At 45.0% G+C, this 18,525-nt stretch carries 15 protein-coding genes; 6 read left to right on the top strand and 9 right to left on the bottom strand.

The window, feature by feature from the left end:
- Together HNQ34_RS12305 and HNQ34_RS12310 are read right to left on the bottom strand one after the other, a co-directional pair.
- Positions 1 to 200, bottom strand: a 200-nt coding sequence (locus tag HNQ34_RS12305) for an RraA family protein (protein ID WP_458294269.1), incomplete at its 3' end; no start/stop codon positions are given.
- Between the two features lie 139 nt (positions 201 to 339).
- Positions 340 to 2,493 (bottom strand): DNA topoisomerase III, encoded by a 2,154-nt coding sequence (locus HNQ34_RS12310; RefSeq protein ID WP_183254982.1) that lies wholly within the window; start codon positions 2,491 to 2,493, stop codon positions 340 to 342.
- A gap of 81 nt (positions 2,494 to 2,574) precedes the next feature.
- Here HNQ34_RS12310 and pepF point away from each other — a divergent pair, with 81 nt between their 5' ends.
- Complete coding sequence (gene pepF, locus HNQ34_RS12315) at positions 2,575 to 4,440, top strand: oligoendopeptidase F (RefSeq protein ID WP_183254984.1); 1,866 nt, start codon at positions 2,575 to 2,577, stop codon at positions 4,438 to 4,440.
- 43 nt (positions 4,441 to 4,483) lie between these two features.
- On the opposite strand, the gene yidC is transcribed toward pepF, so the two are convergent.
- The 3 genes from yidC to HNQ34_RS12330 form a co-directional block, all read right to left on the bottom strand.
- Entirely contained in the window at positions 4,484 to 5,245 is a 762-nt protein-coding gene (yidC, locus tag HNQ34_RS12320; RefSeq protein ID WP_183254986.1) for a membrane protein insertase YidC, read from the bottom strand.
- A gap of 21 nt (positions 5,246 to 5,266) precedes the next feature.
- Complete coding sequence (locus tag HNQ34_RS12325; RefSeq protein WP_183254988.1) at positions 5,267 to 5,548, bottom strand: hypothetical protein; 282 nt, start codon at positions 5,546 to 5,548, stop codon at positions 5,267 to 5,269.
- A 79-nt stretch (positions 5,549 to 5,627) separates the two neighbouring features.
- Positions 5,628 to 6,146, bottom strand: a complete 519-nt coding sequence (locus HNQ34_RS12330) for a metal-dependent hydrolase (protein ID WP_183254991.1) — start codon at positions 6,144 to 6,146, stop codon at positions 5,628 to 5,630.
- Between the two features lie 198 nt (positions 6,147 to 6,344).
- Here HNQ34_RS12330 and HNQ34_RS12335 point away from each other — a divergent pair, with 198 nt between their 5' ends.
- From HNQ34_RS12335 to narI, 4 genes are read left to right on the top strand one after another with little or no spacing between them, the layout of a single operon-like run.
- Positions 6,345 to 10,031, top strand: coding sequence for a nitrate reductase subunit alpha (locus HNQ34_RS12335; RefSeq protein WP_183254993.1), 3,687 nt, complete (start codon positions 6,345 to 6,347; stop codon positions 10,029 to 10,031).
- Positions 10,021 to 11,493, top strand: a complete 1,473-nt coding sequence (narH, locus tag HNQ34_RS12340) for a nitrate reductase subunit beta (protein WP_183254995.1) — start codon at positions 10,021 to 10,023, stop codon at positions 11,491 to 11,493. Before HNQ34_RS12335 ends, narH begins: the two co-directional genes overlap by 11 nt.
- Positions 11,494 to 11,505: 12 nt before the next feature.
- Complete coding sequence (gene narJ, locus HNQ34_RS12345; RefSeq protein WP_183254997.1) at positions 11,506 to 12,054, top strand: nitrate reductase molybdenum cofactor assembly chaperone; 549 nt, start codon at positions 11,506 to 11,508, stop codon at positions 12,052 to 12,054.
- Between the two features lie 2 nt (positions 12,055 to 12,056).
- Positions 12,057 to 12,761, top strand: coding sequence for a respiratory nitrate reductase subunit gamma (narI, locus tag HNQ34_RS12350; protein WP_183254999.1), 705 nt, complete (start codon positions 12,057 to 12,059; stop codon positions 12,759 to 12,761).
- A 48-nt stretch (positions 12,762 to 12,809) separates the two neighbouring features.
- On the opposite strand, the gene HNQ34_RS12355 is transcribed toward narI, so the two are convergent.
- On the bottom strand, positions 12,810 to 13,346 hold the full coding sequence (locus HNQ34_RS12355) for a hemerythrin domain-containing protein (protein ID WP_183255002.1): 537 nt from the start codon (positions 13,344 to 13,346) through the stop codon (positions 12,810 to 12,812).
- Positions 13,347 to 13,493: 147 nt separating this feature from the next.
- Between HNQ34_RS12355 and HNQ34_RS12360 the strand changes: the two genes are divergently transcribed.
- Entirely contained in the window at positions 13,494 to 13,862 is a 369-nt protein-coding gene (locus tag HNQ34_RS12360) for a hypothetical protein (RefSeq protein ID WP_183255004.1), read from the top strand.
- Positions 13,863 to 13,900: 38 nt separating this feature from the next.
- On the opposite strand, the gene HNQ34_RS12365 is transcribed toward HNQ34_RS12360, so the two are convergent.
- From HNQ34_RS12365 to HNQ34_RS12375, 3 genes are all read right to left on the bottom strand, one after another.
- Complete coding sequence (locus tag HNQ34_RS12365; protein ID WP_183255006.1) at positions 13,901 to 16,189, bottom strand: thiamine pyrophosphate-dependent enzyme; 2,289 nt, start codon at positions 16,187 to 16,189, stop codon at positions 13,901 to 13,903.
- Positions 16,189 to 17,202: a 2-oxoacid:acceptor oxidoreductase family protein gene (locus HNQ34_RS12370; protein ID WP_183255008.1), complete on the bottom strand. Its 1,014-nt coding sequence runs from the start codon at positions 17,200 to 17,202 to the stop codon at positions 16,189 to 16,191. The genes HNQ34_RS12365 and HNQ34_RS12370 overlap by 1 nt, the downstream gene beginning before the upstream one ends.
- A 225-nt stretch (positions 17,203 to 17,427) precedes the next feature.
- A complete protein-coding gene (locus HNQ34_RS12375; RefSeq protein WP_183255102.1) occupies positions 17,428 to 18,225 on the bottom strand; it encodes a uroporphyrinogen-III synthase in 798 nt (265 codons plus the stop codon).
- Positions 18,226 to 18,525 lie beyond the last annotated feature (300 nt).

Below are 18,525 nucleotides of genomic sequence, written 5' to 3' on the forward strand. Positions count from 1 at the left end.
CGCGATCCTTTTCCGTCGACGACTAAAACCGTCCCTGCTGGAACCGTTTCAAGCGCCTCGCGGACGAGCACATTATCTTCAAATACATCGACCGTCGCAATCGGTCCGGTAAACTCTTTTTTCCCTCCGTAAGAATAGAGAGACAATTGACAAACTTGTAACTTTTCTAAATACTGATCACATAAATCCGCCGTTTTCACAAAAATCCCCTTCCCCTATTTTCTTTTCTTTGTTACTATTTGACACGGATCGGCAAAATCCTGCTAAAATGTACGATTTTTTAAGTTTACATAACATTATTATGATATAGAACTAACGTTACCCTACAAAGAAGCAACGTTAGTTTTTCGGAAATGAGAAGGTAATCTTTTTCTCGTTGTCATCCCATACAAGATACGCATCAAACGTTTTTTCGCCTTTTTTAAATCCTTTGATTAAATCGGTCTTGCCGTGTTGCAACAGCTTTTTTACGTTCGTTTGCGAGATTTTTTTGCCGAGAATCGTTTTCGAAATTGTGAACGTACATTTCGTTTTGCCGTAGTTCGCACACCCGTAAAACTCGCCTTTATCGATCATCGTGCCGCCGCAATATTTGCATGTGCCGACCGGTTTTCCGAGCGTTGCTTTTGACGTCGTCCGCTGAATCGATGCCGTATCAAGACCGGAAAAGTTCCAGTCTTTCGACATTTCCAGCGCATCGGCAACGATTTTCGCCGATAATTTTTTGACTTGTTCCATAAACACGGAAGCCGACGCCTTCCCTTCGCCAATTTCGCTTAAACGCTGTTCCCATTTCGCCGTCATTTCCGGTGACGCTAAAATTTTATCGCCGATCGCCTCGATCAATACTTTCGCCTTGTCGGTCGCATATACTTGATTTTTCTTGACCTCGATATACTTTCGTTCTTTCAGCATCGTAATAATGCCGGCCCGCGTTGCTTCCGTGCCGAGCCCTTCCGTTTTCGCCAACACTTTTTCCAATTCTTCGTTTTCTAAAAATTTTCCGGCCGTTTTCATCAGCGTAATGAGCTGCCCTTCTGTATATCGCTTCGGCGGCTGTGTTTTTCCCTCTTTCACATGAACGTTTACGACATGTCCGTGCTCCCCTTCGGCAAGAGGCGGAAGAATCGCGGCATCGTCTTCATCACGCTGAACAATAATTTTTCGCCACCCTTCTTGAATTTGCTGTTTTCCTTTTGAAATAAATGTCGCCCGTCCATCCACAAGCGTCGTCACCGTCGTGTAATCAAAAATAGCATCTTCATGATGCGCCGCAAGTAAACGCTTGACGACTAAGTCATAAATGTTTCGCTCTTCTGCTGATAATTTCGCTGGATCAGTCACTTGCTCGGTCGGAATGATCGCGTAATGGTCCGTTACTTTCTTTTCGTTAACATAACGTTTATTATGTAAAATGGTTGCGTTAGGTAACGGAAAAAACGATTGGTATTCCGCAAACTGGCTTAATTTTTGCAAAATCTCAGGAAACGTTTCCGCTTCTCCCTTTGTCACATAGTTCGAATCCGACCGCGGGTACGATACGATTCCTTTTTGGTATAACTTTTGCAAAATATCCAACGTCTTTTTCGGCGAAAATTGGTACAGCTTGTTCGCCGTTGCTTGAAGCGAAGATAAATTAAATAAAAGCGGCGGCTGAAATACTTTTCGCTCTGTTTTCACTTCGCTCACTTCTGCCTGCTTTTGTTCACAGAACGCGGCGATTTTTTTCGCCAATTCTGGATCGCTCACCCGCGACTCATCATCTTTTACCCATTTGCCCTCATAGCGCTTGCCCCCGATATCGAACGTGGCGATGACTTCCCAAAACGGCTCCGGCTGAAATCGTTCAATTTCCTTTTCCCGTTTCACAATCAACGCCAATGTTGGCGTTTGCACCCGTCCGGCGGAAAAAACGTCGTTCATGCCTTTTTGTTTTAATAAAATGCTGTAAATGCGCGAGGCGTTCATGCCGACGAGCCAATCAGCGCAGGCGCGCGCATACGCTTCCTCGTATAACGGGCGCGTAGCTTTCTCCTCTAAAAGGGCGCGAAATCCCGCTTCGATCGCCTTTGGTGTCAACGACGAAATCCAAAGCCGTTTCATTGGCTTTTTCACGCCGCACATATGGATAATGTTGCGGACGATTAGCTCCCCTTCACGCCCAGCGTCACCCGCATGAATAATTTCCGTCACTTCAGGCTTTCGCAACAATTCTTTCACAATCTGAAACTGTTTGGCTTTCGCTTTTTCGACTTCATATTGAAAGCGATCAGGAATAATCGGCAACGTTTCAAGCTTCCACTGCTTCCATTCCGGACGGTACCGTTCAGGAGGCGCAAGCTGCAAAAGATGCCCGACCGCCCATGTCATGTACGCCCCTTTTGGAAAAAGCTCATTCGGAAAAATTTCGATATAACCTTGATGCTTTTTTGTTTGAAAAATCGACGCCAACGTCGCGCCTTGATCCGGCTTTTCCGCGATAATGACTTTCATCTATTTTTTCTTCCTTTCATAAACATGATCATTTTGTGCATACTACCTGTACAATAGAAAAATAAGGAAAGGAGCTGCCACATGAAACGATTATGTTCCATCGCTCTTGCGCTATCGATCATCTTGCCTAGCGAAACGAAAGCGGCAGAAATAAAAAACGATTCGGCATACACATGGAATCTTGCTGACATTTACCGTTCCGAACGCGAATTTACAAAAGATTATACATTCGTTGCCGACACGCTTCCACTACTATCATCGTATCAAGGAAAGCTAAAGAAAGAAAGCACTGTCGCTCAACTATTTGCAGCACATGAAAAAGTAGCGCGCACGCTCGATAAATTATCTCTGTACGCCCAGCTGCAACAAGATTTGAACATCGAAGACAAGCAAGCGGCTCATTTAAAAGCAAAAGTCGAAACGCTCGCTGCCGATTACGCCACAGCGACCGCCTTTATCGAACCAGAACTTTTATCGCTTCCAAAAGAAACGCTAGTGAAATGGCAAAAAAGCAATCGGTTAAAGCCATATGCACGCTATTTTGCCGAACTACTTGAACGAAAGCGGCATACATTATCGAAAAAAGAAGAACAACTACTCGCTAAGCTTTCACCGCTCGCTGATGAGGCAGAAAACATTTATAACCATGCTGCGCGCGGCGATTACACTCCGCCAACGATGAAAGGTGCGGATGGAAAAGCGGTATCTTTGACCGGAGGAAACTTTTTAAAAGCGTTGGAACATCCTAACCGCGCGTATCGCAAACAAGCGTTTCAAACATTTTTTAACAGCTTTGAAAGGATACAAAACACGGCGGCCGCCACATTATACGCCTCTGTAAAAGCAGACGAACTATACGCAAAAGCGCGGCGGTACAAATCGGGGCTCGATGCGGCGTTATCCGCTGATGACGTGCCAAAGCAAGTGTTTGACAATTTGCTTTCCACCGTCAACGATCGATTGCCGTCGCTGCACCGCTATATCGAACTGAGAAAAAAGGCGTTACAATTGGAACAAGTTCATAACTACGATTTATATGTTCCGCTTGTGTCGCCATCTGTCGCTAACAAAATGAAATTTCCGATCGAAAAAGCGCAGGCGCTTATTCTGGAAGGATTAAAACCGCTAGGAAACGAATATGTAAAACAAGTCCAATATGCTTTTCACCATCGCTGGCTTGACGTTTATCCGCGGCCAAAAAAATATACAGGCGGGTATAATACAGGCGCGTATGATACGCACCCGTTCGTTTTATTAAACTACGATCAATCGCTAGATGAGGTACTGACGATCGCCCATGAAATCGGCCATGCGATGAACTCCGTCTTTACAAATAAAACGCAGCCGTACCATTATTCCGGCCAGTCGATCTTTACGGCCGAAGTCGCGTCAACAGCGAACGAATGGCTCATGATGGATTACTTACTAAAACAGGCGAAAACAGATGAAGAAAAACTGTACTTACTGAACCAACAAATCGACCAAATTCGTGGCGCATTATATACGCAAGTGATGTATTCCGAATTTGAACAGGCCATTCACGAGAAAGTGCGCAACGGGGAAAGTTTAACCGCTGAAGAACTGAATAAGATGTGGCTTCGCTTGCTGAAAAAATATTACGGACCTGCGTATGCCGCCGATTCGGAAACAGCGCTCGGCTGGCTGCGCATTCCGCATTTTTACGACGCATTTTATGTTTACAAATACGCCACATCACTTGCTGCGTCGTTTGAGCTCGTCAAACAAATCAAAGAAGACCAAACAGGCATGGCGACAAAGCGTTATTTGCAGTTTTTACGCGCGGGTACATCCGATGATCCGATTCCATTATTAAAAAAAGCCGGAGTCGATATGATGTCACCGAAGCCGCTCAACAACCTTCTCACCTACTTCGACTCACTCGTCAACGAAATGGAACAACTTTTGCACAAACAAGGGAAATTATAAAAGCGAAATAAGCCGCTTCCATTATACGGAAGCGGCTTATTTTTTACGACACCTGTTCGTTTTCTACTCCCTTTACCGATTTCAACTGCATTCGCAAAATCAATGATTGAATGATCGAAAAGCACCCGCCGACGACCCAATAGAGCGATAAAGCGGACGGAACAGAGCTTGCCCCCATAAAAATCATAATTGGCATAATATACATCATCATCGCCATTTGCGGCATTTGCTGCTCCGTCATCGACGGCGACAGCTTCATTGAAATAAACGTCGTCACCGCCGCTAAAACCGGCAAAATAAAATACGGATCACGATGGCCAAGCTCCACCCATAAAAACGAATGCGTCGTAATTTCTTCCGTACGCCGAATGGCGTAATAAAGCGCCATAAAAATCGGCATTTGAATGAGCGCCGGTAAGCAGCCGCTCATCGGATTGACCCCATGCTTCTGATACAGCTGCATCATTTCTTGCTGTAGCTTTTGTTGTGTTTCCATATCTTTTCCTTTATACTTTTCTTGCAACTTTTGCATTTCTGGACGAAGTTTTTGCATCGCCAGCGACGCTTTGAACTGCTTTAACATTAACGGCAATAACGCAAAGCGAACGATTAGCGTCACAGCAATAATCGCTAACCCGTAGTTTCCGCCAAATCCGCTTCCGAGCATCAAAAGCAATTTTGACATCGGATAAACAAAATAATGATCCCATATTCCTTGGCTATGTTCATTAATCGGTGCATTGTTACTGCAACCGCTTAACAGCGCTGCCAGCGTCAGTAAAACGAAAACCCATTTTTTCTTCATATTTTGATCCTCCTTGTTTGTTCAATGACTGATGAAACGAACAAGGAGTGGCCTTCCTTCTTCATCGGAAACGTTCGATCGTTCCCGCACAGGGATTTTCCGTTGTTGCGATGTAAACAAGCGATGAATTGGAAACAATACAACGCAATCGTATTGATGATGATCAAATCGTTTAACATCATAAAACGTAACGTGGCCAAGAAATGCTTTATTTTTTCTATATTGATTCATGTAGCATTTCATCGCTACGAAAAACGCACTAAACAAAAATAAATACGGCAATAAATCGAAGGGCGTTTCCATCAGCCCCACCTCTCTTCATTCAACTTACATACATAAACATAACAGATTCCATCAGCAAAGAAAAGAAGAATCTATCCACTCACATCCATTGGCGCAGCAGTAATAGAAACGATCGCCACCATTCATAAAACAAATGATATTGGCTTCCTATGTAAATCAACAGCGCAAACGCTCCGTAAAACAACACGGTTTCTAACGCACTTCCCGTTCGATAGAGCGGAATTTTATAACGTTTTGTTTGAAACGGCCATAAAAGCGGCACCCCTTGAACCGACAAAAAGTCCGCGATAATATGAAACAAATATCCTAACACAAATCCGATCGAAAATGTAGAAGACGATTCAACCATCACAATGAAAGCAATGACTGCCCATACAAACAGCGAATGCGTCATGCCCCGATGCCCAAACGCTTCCTTCACTTTATGAGACATTCCGAGCGAACGCCGTCCGACATACGACTTCGGCTCATCAATATCTGGAAGCAAACTCCCTATGATGATTCCCGCCGTATAGCTCGCGGTAAACGGCAAGGGCGTGTATGCTGCCGTTACCGCTCCAATACAGAGCGACGTCATAATATGTGAATGATAACGCAATTTTCATCACCTGCAACATACTTTTGTTTATTATATCACAAAAAGAATATTTGTTCGTTTTTTTAACATTGTTTAATTTTTCGTCACCTTTTGACAGATTTGTGACAATCACGCAAAGTGTGATGAAGTTAACATCGATTCGTTTTCAATATGTTTATAGTAAAATTATACAAATTGATTTTCAAGGAGTGAAACGATGTGAACAAGAAAAAATCTCCGTTTTTCAACCGTTTCAAATATATTCAGCCAATTGAACGGTATGCGAACAACCATAGTGAAGTGACGTATGGCGACCGTGATTGGGAAAACGCTTACCGTCGCAGATGGCAGCACGATAAAGTCGTTCGTTCGACACATGGGGTCAACTGTACAGGATCTTGCAGCTGGAATATTTACGTGAAAGACGGCATCGTTACGTGGGAAGGCCAACAGCTCGACTATCCGTCGACAGGACCTGACATGCCGGATTTTGAACCGCGCGGCTGTCCTCGCGGCGCAAGCTTTTCATGGTACATTTACAGTCCTCTCCGCGTCAAATATCCATATGTACGCGGCGTGTTGATGGATATGTGGAAAGAAGCATTAAAAGAGCATAAAAATCCGCTTGATGCATGGAAAAGCATTGTCGAAAATCCGGAAAAAGCAAAGCGTTATAAACAAGCGCGCGGAAAAGGCGGATTCGTTCGCGCCGAATGGGACGAAGCATTAAAGCTTGTCGCAACTTCTCTTTTATATACGGTCATGAAGTACGGTCCTGACCGCAACGTTGGGTTTTCGCCGATTCCGGCGATGTCGATGGTCAGCCATGCAGCTGGGGCACGCTTTATGTCATTGATGGGCGGGCCGATTTTAAGTTTTTACGATTGGTATGCCGACTTGCCTCCTGCTTCGCCGCAAATATGGGGCGATCAAACCGATGTTCCTGAATCGAGCGACTGGTACAACTCCGGCTACATTATTACATGGGGCTCAAACGTTCCGATGACGCGCACACCAGATGCCCACTTCTTAGCGGAAGTGCGCTACAAAGGCACAAAAGTCGTTTCGATCAGCCCTGATTTCGCAGAATCGACTAAATTTGCGGATGACTGGATGAGCGTTAAACAAGGAACAGACGGTGCCCTCGCGATGGCAATGGGACACGTCATCTTAAAAGAATTTTACGTTGACCGTCAAGTCGACTACTTTATCCGTTACGCAAAACAATATACCGACTTCCCGTTCCTTGTCACATTGCAAAAGCAAGAAAACGGCCAATTCGTTGCCGACCGTTTCTTAAACGCGAACGATATCGGCCGCCAAACAACAAACGGCGAATGGAAACCGGCGCTTTGGAACGATGCCACGAATACATTTGCGGTTCCAAACGGCACGATAGGTTCTCGCTGGGAAGATAAAGGAAAATGGAACTTGCATTTAGTCGACGAACAAACAGAAGAACCGATCGATCCTCGCCTTTCGTTGTTAGGAATCGAAGACGAAATTGCAACGGTGCAAATTCCGTACTTCTCTCATGACGGAAATAAAATTCTCGAACGGGCTGTTCCGATGAAAAAAGTGCAGACAGAAACAGGTGAATTATATGTCACAACCGTCTATGACTTAATTCTTGCCAACTACGGTGTTGACCGTGGCATCGGCGGAACGGTCGCCAAAACGTTCGACGACCCGATTCCGTTCACTCCGGCATGGCAAGAAGCGATCACCGGCGTCAAACGCAAACTCGCCATCAAAATCGCCCGTGAATTTGCGCAAAACGCCATCGACACAAACGGTCGGTCGATGATTATCGTCGGAGCTGGAATTAACCACTGGTTTAACTCCGATACAATTTACCGCGCCGTACTGAACCTTGTCTTATTCGTCGGAGCGCAAGGAGTCAACGGCGGCGGCTGGGCTCACTACGTCGGCCAAGAAAAACTAAGACCAGCAGAAGGATGGCAAAACATCGCCACTGCCCGCGACTGGCAAATGCCACCGAAACTGCAAAACGGAACGTCGTTCTTCTATTTCGCAACCGATCAATGGCGCTATGAAGAAACGCCGGTAGGCGAACTTGTATCGCCAGTTGTAAAAGAAGCTCGCTACCAACATTATGCGGACTATAACGTGCTTGCTGCTCGCCTTGGCTGGCTGCCGTCTTACCCGACGTTTGAAAAGAGCGGCATTGACCTTTACAACGAAGCAGTGCAAGCGGGAGCGAAAACACCGGAAGAAGTCGGTAAATATATCGCCACCCAATTGAAAGAGAAAAAATTGCACTTTGCGATTGAAGACCCAGATAACGAGAAAAACTTCCCGAGAAACTTAATCGTTTGGCGGGCCAACTTAATCTCAAGCTCGGGTAAAGGTCACGAATATTTCTTAAAACATTTGCTTGGCACGACAAACGGTCTTATGAACGATGACTACGACAGCTTGCGCCCGGAAGAAATTACATGGCGCGACCAAGCACCGGAAGGAAAACTCGATTTACTTATTAACTTAGATTTCCGCATGGCTGGAACGGCTCTTTATTCAGATGTCGTTTTACCTGCTGCTACATGGTATGAAAAACACGACTTAAGCAGCACAGACATGCATCCGTTTATTCATCCGTTTAATCCGGCGATTTCGGTGCCATGGGAAGCGCGGTCTGACTGGGAAATTTTCAAATCGCTCGCCAAAGCGGTGTCGGAGCTGGCGAAAGAACTAAATATGAAACCGATTAAAGAAGTCGTCGCAACGCCGATTCTCCACGATACACCGCAAGAATTGGCGCAACCGCTCGGAAAAGTAAAAGATTGGAGCAAAGGCGAATGCGAACCGATTCCAGGAAAGACAATGCCGCAAATCCACGTCGTCGAACGCGATTATACGCAGCTGTTCGACAAAATGACAGCACTTGGCCCGAACATCGCCAAACTGCCATACGGCATTAAAGGCATTAACTGGTCGGCGCAAGAAGAATATGAAAAGTTGAAAAAAGTGTTAGGAACTGTCCAAAAAGCGAGCATCGCCGATGGCTGCCCGGATATGAGCGAAGCGAAAAAAGTCGCAGAAGCAATTTTAACATTGTCATCTACCACAAACGGAAAAGTCGCGGTGAAAGCATGGGAAGCACTAGAGAAGAAAACAAGTCTTGAATTAAAAGACTTAGCAAGCGAGCGCGAAGAAGAATGCTTCACGTTTGAACAAATTACAGCACAGCCAAAGCCCGTCATCACCTCCCCTGCTTTCAGCGGTTCGGAAAAAGGAGGTAGACGTTATTCACCGTTTACAACGAACGTCGAGCGGCTCATTCCGTGGCGGACGTTAACAGGACGGCAATCGTTCTATGTCGATCATGAATTAATGCAAGAGTTTGGCGAAACGATGGCAACGTTTAAACCGATTTTACAGCATAAGCCGTTCAAAAAAGGCCGTCCGCAAGTAGAAGGAAAAGAAATTACGTTGAACTATTTAACACCGCATAATAAATGGTCTGTCCATAGCATGTATTTCGATTCGCAGCCAATGCTTACCCTATTTCGCGGCGGACCGACGATTTGGTTGAACAAAGACGATGCGGAAGAAGCGGGCATCAAAGATAACGATTGGATCGAATGTTTCAACCGAAACGGTGTCGTCGTGGCACGCGCAGTCGTTTCACATCGGATGCCAAGAGGAATGGCGTTTATGCACCATGCACAAGATCGTCATATTAACGTGCCTGGTACGAAATTAACAAACAACCGCGGCGGTACGCATAACAGCCCGACACGCATCCATGTCAAACCGACCCATATGATCGGCGGCTACGCGCAGCTAAGCTACGGCTTTAACTATTACGGCCCGACCGGCAACCAGCGCGACTTGAACGTCATTATCCGCAAATTGAAGGAGGTTGATTGGCTTGAAGATTAAAGCGCAAGTCGGCATGGTCATGAATTTAGATAAATGCATCGGCTGCCATACGTGCAGCGTCACATGCAAAAACACGTGGACGAACCGTCCAGGTGCCGAGTATATGTACTTCAACAACGTCGAAACAAAACCTGGCATCGGCTATCCAAAACAATGGGAAGACCAAGAAAAATATAAAGGCGGCTGGGAATTAAGAAACGGCGAACTTCATTTAAAATCCGGTTCAAAAGTCAACCGCCTGCTCAACTTGTTTTATAACCCGTACCAACCGACGATCGATGATTACTATGAGCCATGGAATTACGATTATGAAACATTAACGAACAGCCCTCAGAAAAAATATCAGCCCGTCGCTCGGCCAAAATCAGCGATTACCGGCGAATTTATGGAGCTTTCGTGGGGGCCAAACTGGGAAGACGATTTAGCCGGCGCTCACACTACCGGTCTTCAAGACCCGAACGTATTGAAAATGGAAGAATCGATTAAAACGGAATTTGAACATGTATTTATGATGTATTTGCCGCGCATTTGCGAACATTGCATCAACCCTCCATGCGTGTCTAGCTGTCCATCCGGAGCCATGTATAAACGAGACGAAGACGGTATCGTATTAGTGGACCAAAACGCATGCCGCGCATGGCGTTATTGCGTCACGAGCTGTCCGTACAAAAAAGTGTATTTTAACTGGCAAACAAATAAAGCAGAAAAATGTACGCTCTGCTTCCCGCGCATTGAAGCCGGCATGCCGACGATTTGCTCGGAAACGTGCGTTGGCCGCATCCGTTATATCGGCGTCATGTTATACGACGCAGACAAAGTAAAAGAAGCGGCTAGCGTAGAAAATGAAAAAGACTTGTATCATGCACAACTTGACATTTTCTTAGACCCGCATGACCCAGAAGTGATTGCGAAAGCAAAAGAAGCGGGCATTCCACAAGAGTGGATCGAAGCAGCGCAAAAATCGCCGATTTACAAAATGATTATCGATTGGAAAATCGCCCTTCCGTTGCATCCTGAATATCGCACGATGCCAATGGTATGGTATATTCCACCGCTCAGCCCGATCATGAACATGATCGAAGGCAAAGGAAGCGATGCAACGGAAGATGACATCTTCCCTGCCATCGAGCAAATGCGCATCCCGATCGAATATTTAGCGAACTTATTAACCGCGGGCGATCAAACACATATTCGCACAACGTTGAAAAAAATGGCGGTGATGCGCCAATATATGCGCGCGGTGCAAACGAATAAACAACCAAATGTGAAAGTCATGGAAGAACTCGGTTTAAGCGAGCAAGCTATTCAAGAGATGTATCGTTTACTCGCGATTGCCAAATATCATGACCGTTTCGTCATTCCGGCATCGCACCGTGAAGAAGTCGCGAATTTATCCGCAGAACAAGGCAGCTGCGGCTTGTCGTTTGCCGGCGGCCCTGGTTCTTGCGGAACACTCTCATAACGGGGGATTGTTATGAACTACGAACAAGCACAAACCGTTTTCCAATGCGCTTCGTATTTGTTATCTTATCCAGATGACGAATGGTATCGCGAGTTAGACGGTTGTTTACAAGTGATCGACGATTTGCCACATCGGCAAATCGTCCAAAATATAAAAAAGTTTATTGAATATATTCAAACATTGCCGGCACGTGAACGAATCGAAACATACGTCTATACGTTTGATTTCGGCAAAAAAACGAATTTATACGTCACGTATATGAATACAGGCGAACAACGGGAACGCGGGTTAGAGCTGCTTGCGTTGAAACAACAATATAAAGCCGCAGGATTCGATGTTACGGACAAAGAGTTGCCGGACTATTTGCCATTAATGCTTGAATTCGCTTCACAAGCAGAGCAGCAATATGTCGTGCCTATTTTTCAAAAATATTGGCGGAACATCGAAGAAATTCGCAACCAACTGATCGCCAGCGAAAATTACTATACTGCCGTCTTTAACATCATTTTCATGGCGTTAGAAGAAATCGGTGTGAAACCATTGCCGAAAGGAAGTGTGTGAGCATGTTGAATCAATTTCTTTGGGGCACTCTCCCCTACATCATTTTGACCATTTTTATCGGCGGTCACATTTATCGCTACAACCATGACCAGTTCGGCTGGACGTCGAAATCAAGCGAAATGTTGGAGAAAAAAGAGTTGCGGCTTGGTAGCTTGCTGTTTCACTGGGGGATTATTTTCGTGTTCATCGGCCACGTTATGGGCATTTTAATCCCGGGAGGAGTTTATGAAGCGATTGGCATCTCAGAAGAAACGTATCATTTCATTGCTCTTATCTTTGGGATTCCAGCAGGCATTGCAGCAGCAATCGGTTTACTTATTTTAATTCACCGCCGTCTAACAATTAAACGAATCATCATGACGAGCAGCCGTGGTGACTTTCTTGCACTGTTTTTCCTTGCAGTAGTTGTGTTAACTGGATTATCCTCTACATTTTTAAACATTGATTCAGATGGATTTGATTATCGTACAACGATTGGTCCATGGTTTAGAAGTTTATTCATGTTCCAACCGGACCCGGCGTATATGGAAAATGTGCCGGTATGGTTTAAAATTCACATTTTAGCGGCGTTCGGCATTTTTGCGGTATGGCCGTTTACAAGATTAGTTCACGTATTTAGCCTTCCGCTTCGCTACCTCAACCGCAGCTATGTCGTGTATAGAAAACGAATGCCGAAACAAGCCAACACTTCTAACCAAATTCGATAATAAAGAAAACGACTCTCCTCATTCCAAGTGAGGAAAGTCGTTTTCTTTTTAAATCGCCTGAATTTTTTGAGCGAGTTCCTCTTTTTCATCGTTTGACAATAGTTTTTCCGCCATCGGAAATAAGACGTGTTCTTCTTTCATAAAATGTTCCGTCAAAATGTGGTACGCATTGATGACGTAAAACGCTAGTTGCTTCGCCGCTTCACGATTGACTGTGCCGGAAAGGTGAGCGGTTTGCTCTAAAAACGTTGCGATGTTCCGCTTTGCTTGGTCGTGTTCGTATTCCATGACCGCAATCGGTCCTGACGTTCGGCCGATATATTGCGCCATCATCGGAAACAATACGCCTTCTTCCCGTTGCGAATGCGGATCTAATTGCTCCAAAAACGATTGGACGTTTTCGCGCAAGGTGAGCAACGCTTCTTTCCAATCCGCTGTTTCGTCGTTTTGGCCAATTTGTTGCGCCATGTCCACTAATTGTTGTTTTTGTTCGTTTAACGGTCCGTGTTCGTCTTTTAATTGTTGCAGCGCTGGGCATAGTTGCACATCGCCGTCATGCGCCATCATACAAGGTGACAATTCCATTTACTATCCCTCCTTCTCATTCCATCTCTTATTTTACCGCTATGCGTCTACAAGCGTTGTGATATGAATCACTTGTTTACTTTTTTCTAAGAAAAGAAGGCTATTTATAATGCTGTTTCATATATATAAAACTAAAGGAGGGATCGTATGTTGCCAAATTTCGAAGAGTTTTATCCAATCGCCGTTGTTCCAATGGGAGAAAACGATCATGCGACATTTATCGAAACGTTTTCTAATAATAAAGAAACGACCGCCACCCATTGGCTTATAGCGCTAGAAGGAACGTCGACGAACCTCGGAATATACCACTGGAACGTCATCGTATATCCAGCGAATGATACCACTGTTTTTTATTTTGACTACTTGCGCTTTAGTTCCCCACCGCTTTGCTCGTTCCATGAAGCAGCATTGTTAGCGAACGATATTAAAACACAAATAAAAACCGATGAATTTTTAACAAAAAAACAACTTTTTCTCCCCTTTTTTGCCGCTGATTGTGAAAATACATACATATAAGAAAAAGGCAGGCCCGCAAACGGACCTACCTCTTCACATTATAAATCCGGATGTTCATGTTTCGCTTTTAGACGGCGCCATCTCCGCTCAACTTCTTGTTCAAACTCGAGTAAAAGATCACGATTTTCTTCTTTTAGTAAATGTTTTGTTTTGCCCATGTATTTTAACCATTCACTTAACGGAATGCGTTTGTTTTTCTCTTCAGGGTCATACGTAATTGTCGTAATGCCGCGCTCGACTTCATAGAGCGGGAAGAAGCAAGAGTTGACAGCCGCTTCCATAATTTTTTCCCCGTACCGTTCTTCTGATTTCCAGTTTAACGGGCATGTAATAAGCAACTTTCCATACACCGTTCCGACGTTTTGCGCATACCATTGCGCTTTTGCCGCTTTTTTAATTAAATCTTGCGGGAACGCTTCGGTTGCGGTAAATACGTATGGAATGTTTGTCGCCGCCATAATTTGCGCCGTATCTTTATGATGGAACGCTTTTCCTTTTTGCGTTTTCCCAACCCCTGTTGTGCTTGTCATATGCCCCATTGGCGTCGAATAAGACATTTGCGAACCGGTATTCATATACCCTTCGTTGTCATATTCAAGCATAATCAGTTTATGGTTGCGAAGCGCTGTACCGATGGCTGACCCCATGCCGATATCCATTCCGCCGTCACCGGTAACCATCACAAATGTGACGTCATCGGATACTTGAATTTCCCCGCGGCGCTTCATCTCGAAAAACGCTTCGACCGCTCCTGACAACGTCGCCGGCCCGTTTTGGAACAAGTTGTGAATCATCGTCTGTTTATGTGAACTGTACGGATAAGCAGTTGTCACGACATACGCGCAGCCTGTCTGGAATAACACGACAACATCGCCTTCAATGCCTTTAAAAAACAGCTCTAACCCTGGGAAAATACCGCACCCTGGACAAGCCCCATGACCCGGCGCAAGCCGTTTCGGTTTCGCCGTTAATGCGCGCAACGGCGGAACTTTCACTTTTAACCGTTTCGTTTCTTCATCTTCGGTTACTTGAATGAGGCCTGTTTTAAAGGCATCGCCGTGCATCGGTTCGATCACTCGCTGTAACTTTTGCTCTGGACGGCCCGGCATATGGCCGAAATAGTCGAACGGTTTTTCGGCGTATCCTTTTTCCATCGCGTCGATCGCCATTTGGAAAAACGCTTCTGCTTCATCCGCATAAAAGTCTTTCCCACCGACACCGAAGACGCGGCTTAACACGATCGTTTTGTTTTCCGGATCGCTTTGCAACGCCGATTTTACTTCATGCGTCATATTTGGCCCGTGCGCTCCGTAAGAATCGGCACGTTCCCCGATCAACAGCGCTTTCACGTGTTTTAACGCTTGGCGAATTTCTTCCGCTGGGAACGGACGAATAATATTCGGGCTAATAACGCCTGCTTTAATGCCTTTCGCCCGCAATTTATCGACTACGTCTTTTGCTGTTTCCGCAGCAGAATTTAATAAAAAGAGCGCTACTTCGGCATCGTCCATTTGATATAAATCAAGCACAGAATACTCGCGGCCCGATAAAGCGGCGTATTCGCGTGCCACTTGTTTAAATACTTCTCCTGCACGATACAGCGCTTCGGACTGCTGATAGTTGTTATTAATTAAATCGTCGCCGTTCATATGCGCTCCGATCGTAATCGGATTTTTCGGATCGGCCGCGTTCGGAAATTCCGTTGGGCGCTCGCCGACAAACGCTTGGACAACACTGCGGTCTTTAAAATATTGTACTTTTCGTTTTTGGTGAGACGTAAAGAAGCCATCGTAAGCAACGATAACCGGCAGACGGACGTCCGCATGCTCCGCGATTTTCAATGCCATAATGTTCATATCATAGACGGCTTGCGGTGTGCGTGCCAGCAAAATGACCCAACCGGTGTTTAGCGCAAAATAAAGATCGGAATGGTCTCCGCGAATATCAAGCGGCCCACTAATCGAGCGAGTGACTAAGTTCATGACCATCGGAAACCGCGTTCCTGATTGCACCGGCAGCTGCTCGAGCATATACATGAGCCCGTTGGCGCTTGTCGCATTAAACACGCGCGCGCCCATGACAGATGCTCCGTAACAAATGCCGGCCGAGCCGTGCTCGCCATCAGCGGCAATAAGTTGAATATGATGCTCGCCGCGCGTTTTCATTTGGTCCAACAGCTGGGCAATTTCAGTAGAAGGTGTAATTGGGAAATAGCCCATAATATGATAGTTAATTTGTGCAGCCGCCAATGCCGCCATTTCGTTTCCTGATTCAAATGTTGTGACTTGTTCGGCTTTTGTTGTCACTTTTTCTTCTAGCATCGCCATCAATATATCCCCCCTGCCACGAATGGGAATTTTTGTTTCACCCGATGTTGTTCCGCAAATCCGATTTGTTCTCTTTCCGCCGTTAGCGCGGAAGTTGGACAGGCTTCGACACATTTTAAACAGCCTTTGCAATATTGATAGTCAATCCCTCGCAAAAACATTTGTTTGCGTCCCTTTTTGTCTTCCCCTTCTTCCCAAACAAAGCAAAAATCTGGACAAACAGTATCACAGGCGACGCAATGAATGCATTTTTCCTCTTCCCATTTCGGCAAAAATCCTTGGCGCGAGCCGCTTAAATCTTTCAAAATGCTATTGGCGTTAGCGGAGATGATACCGCCGATTTCTTGCGTTTCATAACCTAAAAGCGGCTCTGGGCGTGAAAACGTTTTTCCGCGCGCAGATTCAGGGGCTTCATACGTTTTAAAACGAACTTCGTGATAGCCTCTTTCAAACGTGCGAATATTTGATTCGACTAAGTGAGGGTATTTTTTTTCAAACGTTTTGCGAATGACTTGTTTCATTGCTTCCGCATCTAGGAAATCACAGACGCGGAATAGCGCACCAAGCATCGCCGTATTGACTTTCGTTTTTTCTTCAACGGCAATACCAAGCGCATCAACAACGGCAAGCGTTCCGTATTCTAAACGCAAATCGCGCTTAATTTCATCAAACTCTCTTGTCGAGTTGACTAAAACAATGCCATCTGGTGCTAAACCGCTTACGACATCGACCATTTTATAAAGCGCTTCGTGAAATACGCCGATGACGTGCGGTTCTTCAATCGGGCTATGGGCGCGAATTTCTACGTCTGGGTCACAGAAACGGATAAAACTTTTCACTGGCGATCCTTTTTTCTCGGAACCATAAGAAGAAAAGTTAGAACCGTTCAAGCCAAGCCCTAATACACCTGCCTCCGTAAGCATTTTTCCTGCTAAATTCGCCCCGAGCCCCCCAATCGATTCAAGGCGAATTTCAAAAAAACCGAGTTCATTTTTTTTCGGTAAAATCGACATGTTATCCCCCCTATGGAATAGAACTTGTATGCCCCCCTTTTTCACATTTTAATAAAAAAACCGTAAAAAAGATGTGACAAAAATCAAACATTTAGAATTTTATTAATAGTACACTAGAAAAAATCTCTTCATTTTATAAGGATTTTGATTATATAACAGAGCTTTTGTTGTATTATAACAGATTTCAAAAATAAAAAACTTAGAGAACAAAATGCTCTCTAAGTTTTATCGTTGTTCAAAATATTTTGCGAGCGTAACAATCATCGCTCCCATTCGTTCTAACTCTGGAGAAACGATACGGTCGATTCCTTCTTCTGAAAGCGCTTCTGCGGTCACTTTTCCGACGGCGCAAGCGACTACTTTTTCGGAGAAAGCGCGGCGCAATCGTTCAACATCTTTTTTCTCCTTCGCAAACGAAAAGAAAAAGCGCACTTGCATCGCCGTTGTAAAACAAACGGCATCGACTTGTTGTTCAACAATTTCGTCATATAACGTTTCAAGAACATCATCATCCGGAGCAACATGCCGGTAAGGAAGCAGCTCTGTATATAGAGCGCCACATTCTAAAAGAAATTGTTTCAACGTTGGCGCTGTATCCCCGTGCAATTGGACGACAACGCGTTTACCTGTAAAAGAAAACGATTGAAGTGAACGAATCAGCCCTCTTGTCGTTCCGTCATCGCTTTCCGCAACAAACGATACGCCGATTTTTTTTAGCGCCGCTACCGTTTTATATCCTCGGACAGCAATTTTAGCTTGCTGGATCGTTTCCAGCCATTGTTCTTTCACACCGCCTCGTTCTGCTGCCTCTAATAACGTTTCAACACCGATACCGGTCGTAAACATCATCCAATCCGGTTTCATACGGATGATGTCGCGAATTTCTTGTGTAAGCTCTTCTTCTTTAGAAAATACTGTCCCTTGCGCCGGACGTACAAGCGGAATCCCACCTTGCTTCTCAATAAGTGTTGTCATTTCGTCCAATTTTCTTGATGCGCATAATACAATTCGTTTTCCTTTCAACGGATAAGCCCCCTTATCTTTTTGTTCCATTCTAAAATAGGAAGCAATCGTTCGGCAACTAAAAAAGAACGGCGATGAAGCCGCTCTTTGTCGCTTATACTGTTCCCCTCTTCTATCAAACGAACCGTAAATGCGGGTAGGTTGAATGGATACAACTTCGTCTAAAGCAATGTTCATTAACTGCATGTTCCGGTTATACACAAATAGTTTCTTCACATCTTTATATAGCTTCACTGGTAAAAATGTTGCTTCCCCTTGCTGCGTCTTAATCTTGACAGGTTGTTTTTGTTGAATCCATTT

This window comes from Anoxybacteroides tepidamans (assembly GCF_014201465.1).
GTDB lineage: Bacteria > Bacillota > Bacilli > Bacillales > Anoxybacillaceae > Anoxybacteroides > Anoxybacteroides tepidamans.

Excerpts from the sequence above, each read along its gene's own strand:
- narI (WP_183254999.1), top strand. The coding sequence starts at position 12,057 with ATGTTGAATCAATTTCTTTGGGGCACTCTCCCCTACATCATTTTGACC.
- HNQ34_RS12370 (WP_183255008.1), bottom strand. The coding sequence starts at position 17,202 with ATGTCGATTTTACCGAAAAAAAATGAACTCGGTTTTTTTGAAATTCGC.
- HNQ34_RS12355 (WP_183255002.1), bottom strand. The coding sequence starts at position 13,346 with ATGGAATTGTCACCTTGTATGATGGCGCATGACGGCGATGTGCAACTA.
- HNQ34_RS12360 (WP_183255004.1), top strand. The coding sequence starts at position 13,494 with ATGTTGCCAAATTTCGAAGAGTTTTATCCAATCGCCGTTGTTCCAATG.
- yidC (WP_183254986.1), bottom strand. The coding sequence starts at position 5,245 with ATGAAGAAAAAATGGGTTTTCGTTTTACTGACGCTGGCAGCGCTGTTA.
- pepF (WP_183254984.1), top strand. The coding sequence starts at position 2,575 with ATGAAACGATTATGTTCCATCGCTCTTGCGCTATCGATCATCTTGCCT.
- HNQ34_RS12310 (WP_183254982.1), bottom strand. The coding sequence starts at position 2,493 with ATGAAAGTCATTATCGCGGAAAAGCCGGATCAAGGCGCGACGTTGGCG.
- HNQ34_RS12365 (WP_183255006.1), bottom strand. The coding sequence starts at position 16,189 with ATGGCGATGCTAGAAGAAAAAGTGACAACAAAAGCCGAACAAGTCACA.
- HNQ34_RS12325 (WP_183254988.1), bottom strand. The coding sequence starts at position 5,548 with ATGGAAACGCCCTTCGATTTATTGCCGTATTTATTTTTGTTTAGTGCG.
- narJ (WP_183254997.1), top strand. The coding sequence starts at position 11,506 with ATGAACTACGAACAAGCACAAACCGTTTTCCAATGCGCTTCGTATTTG.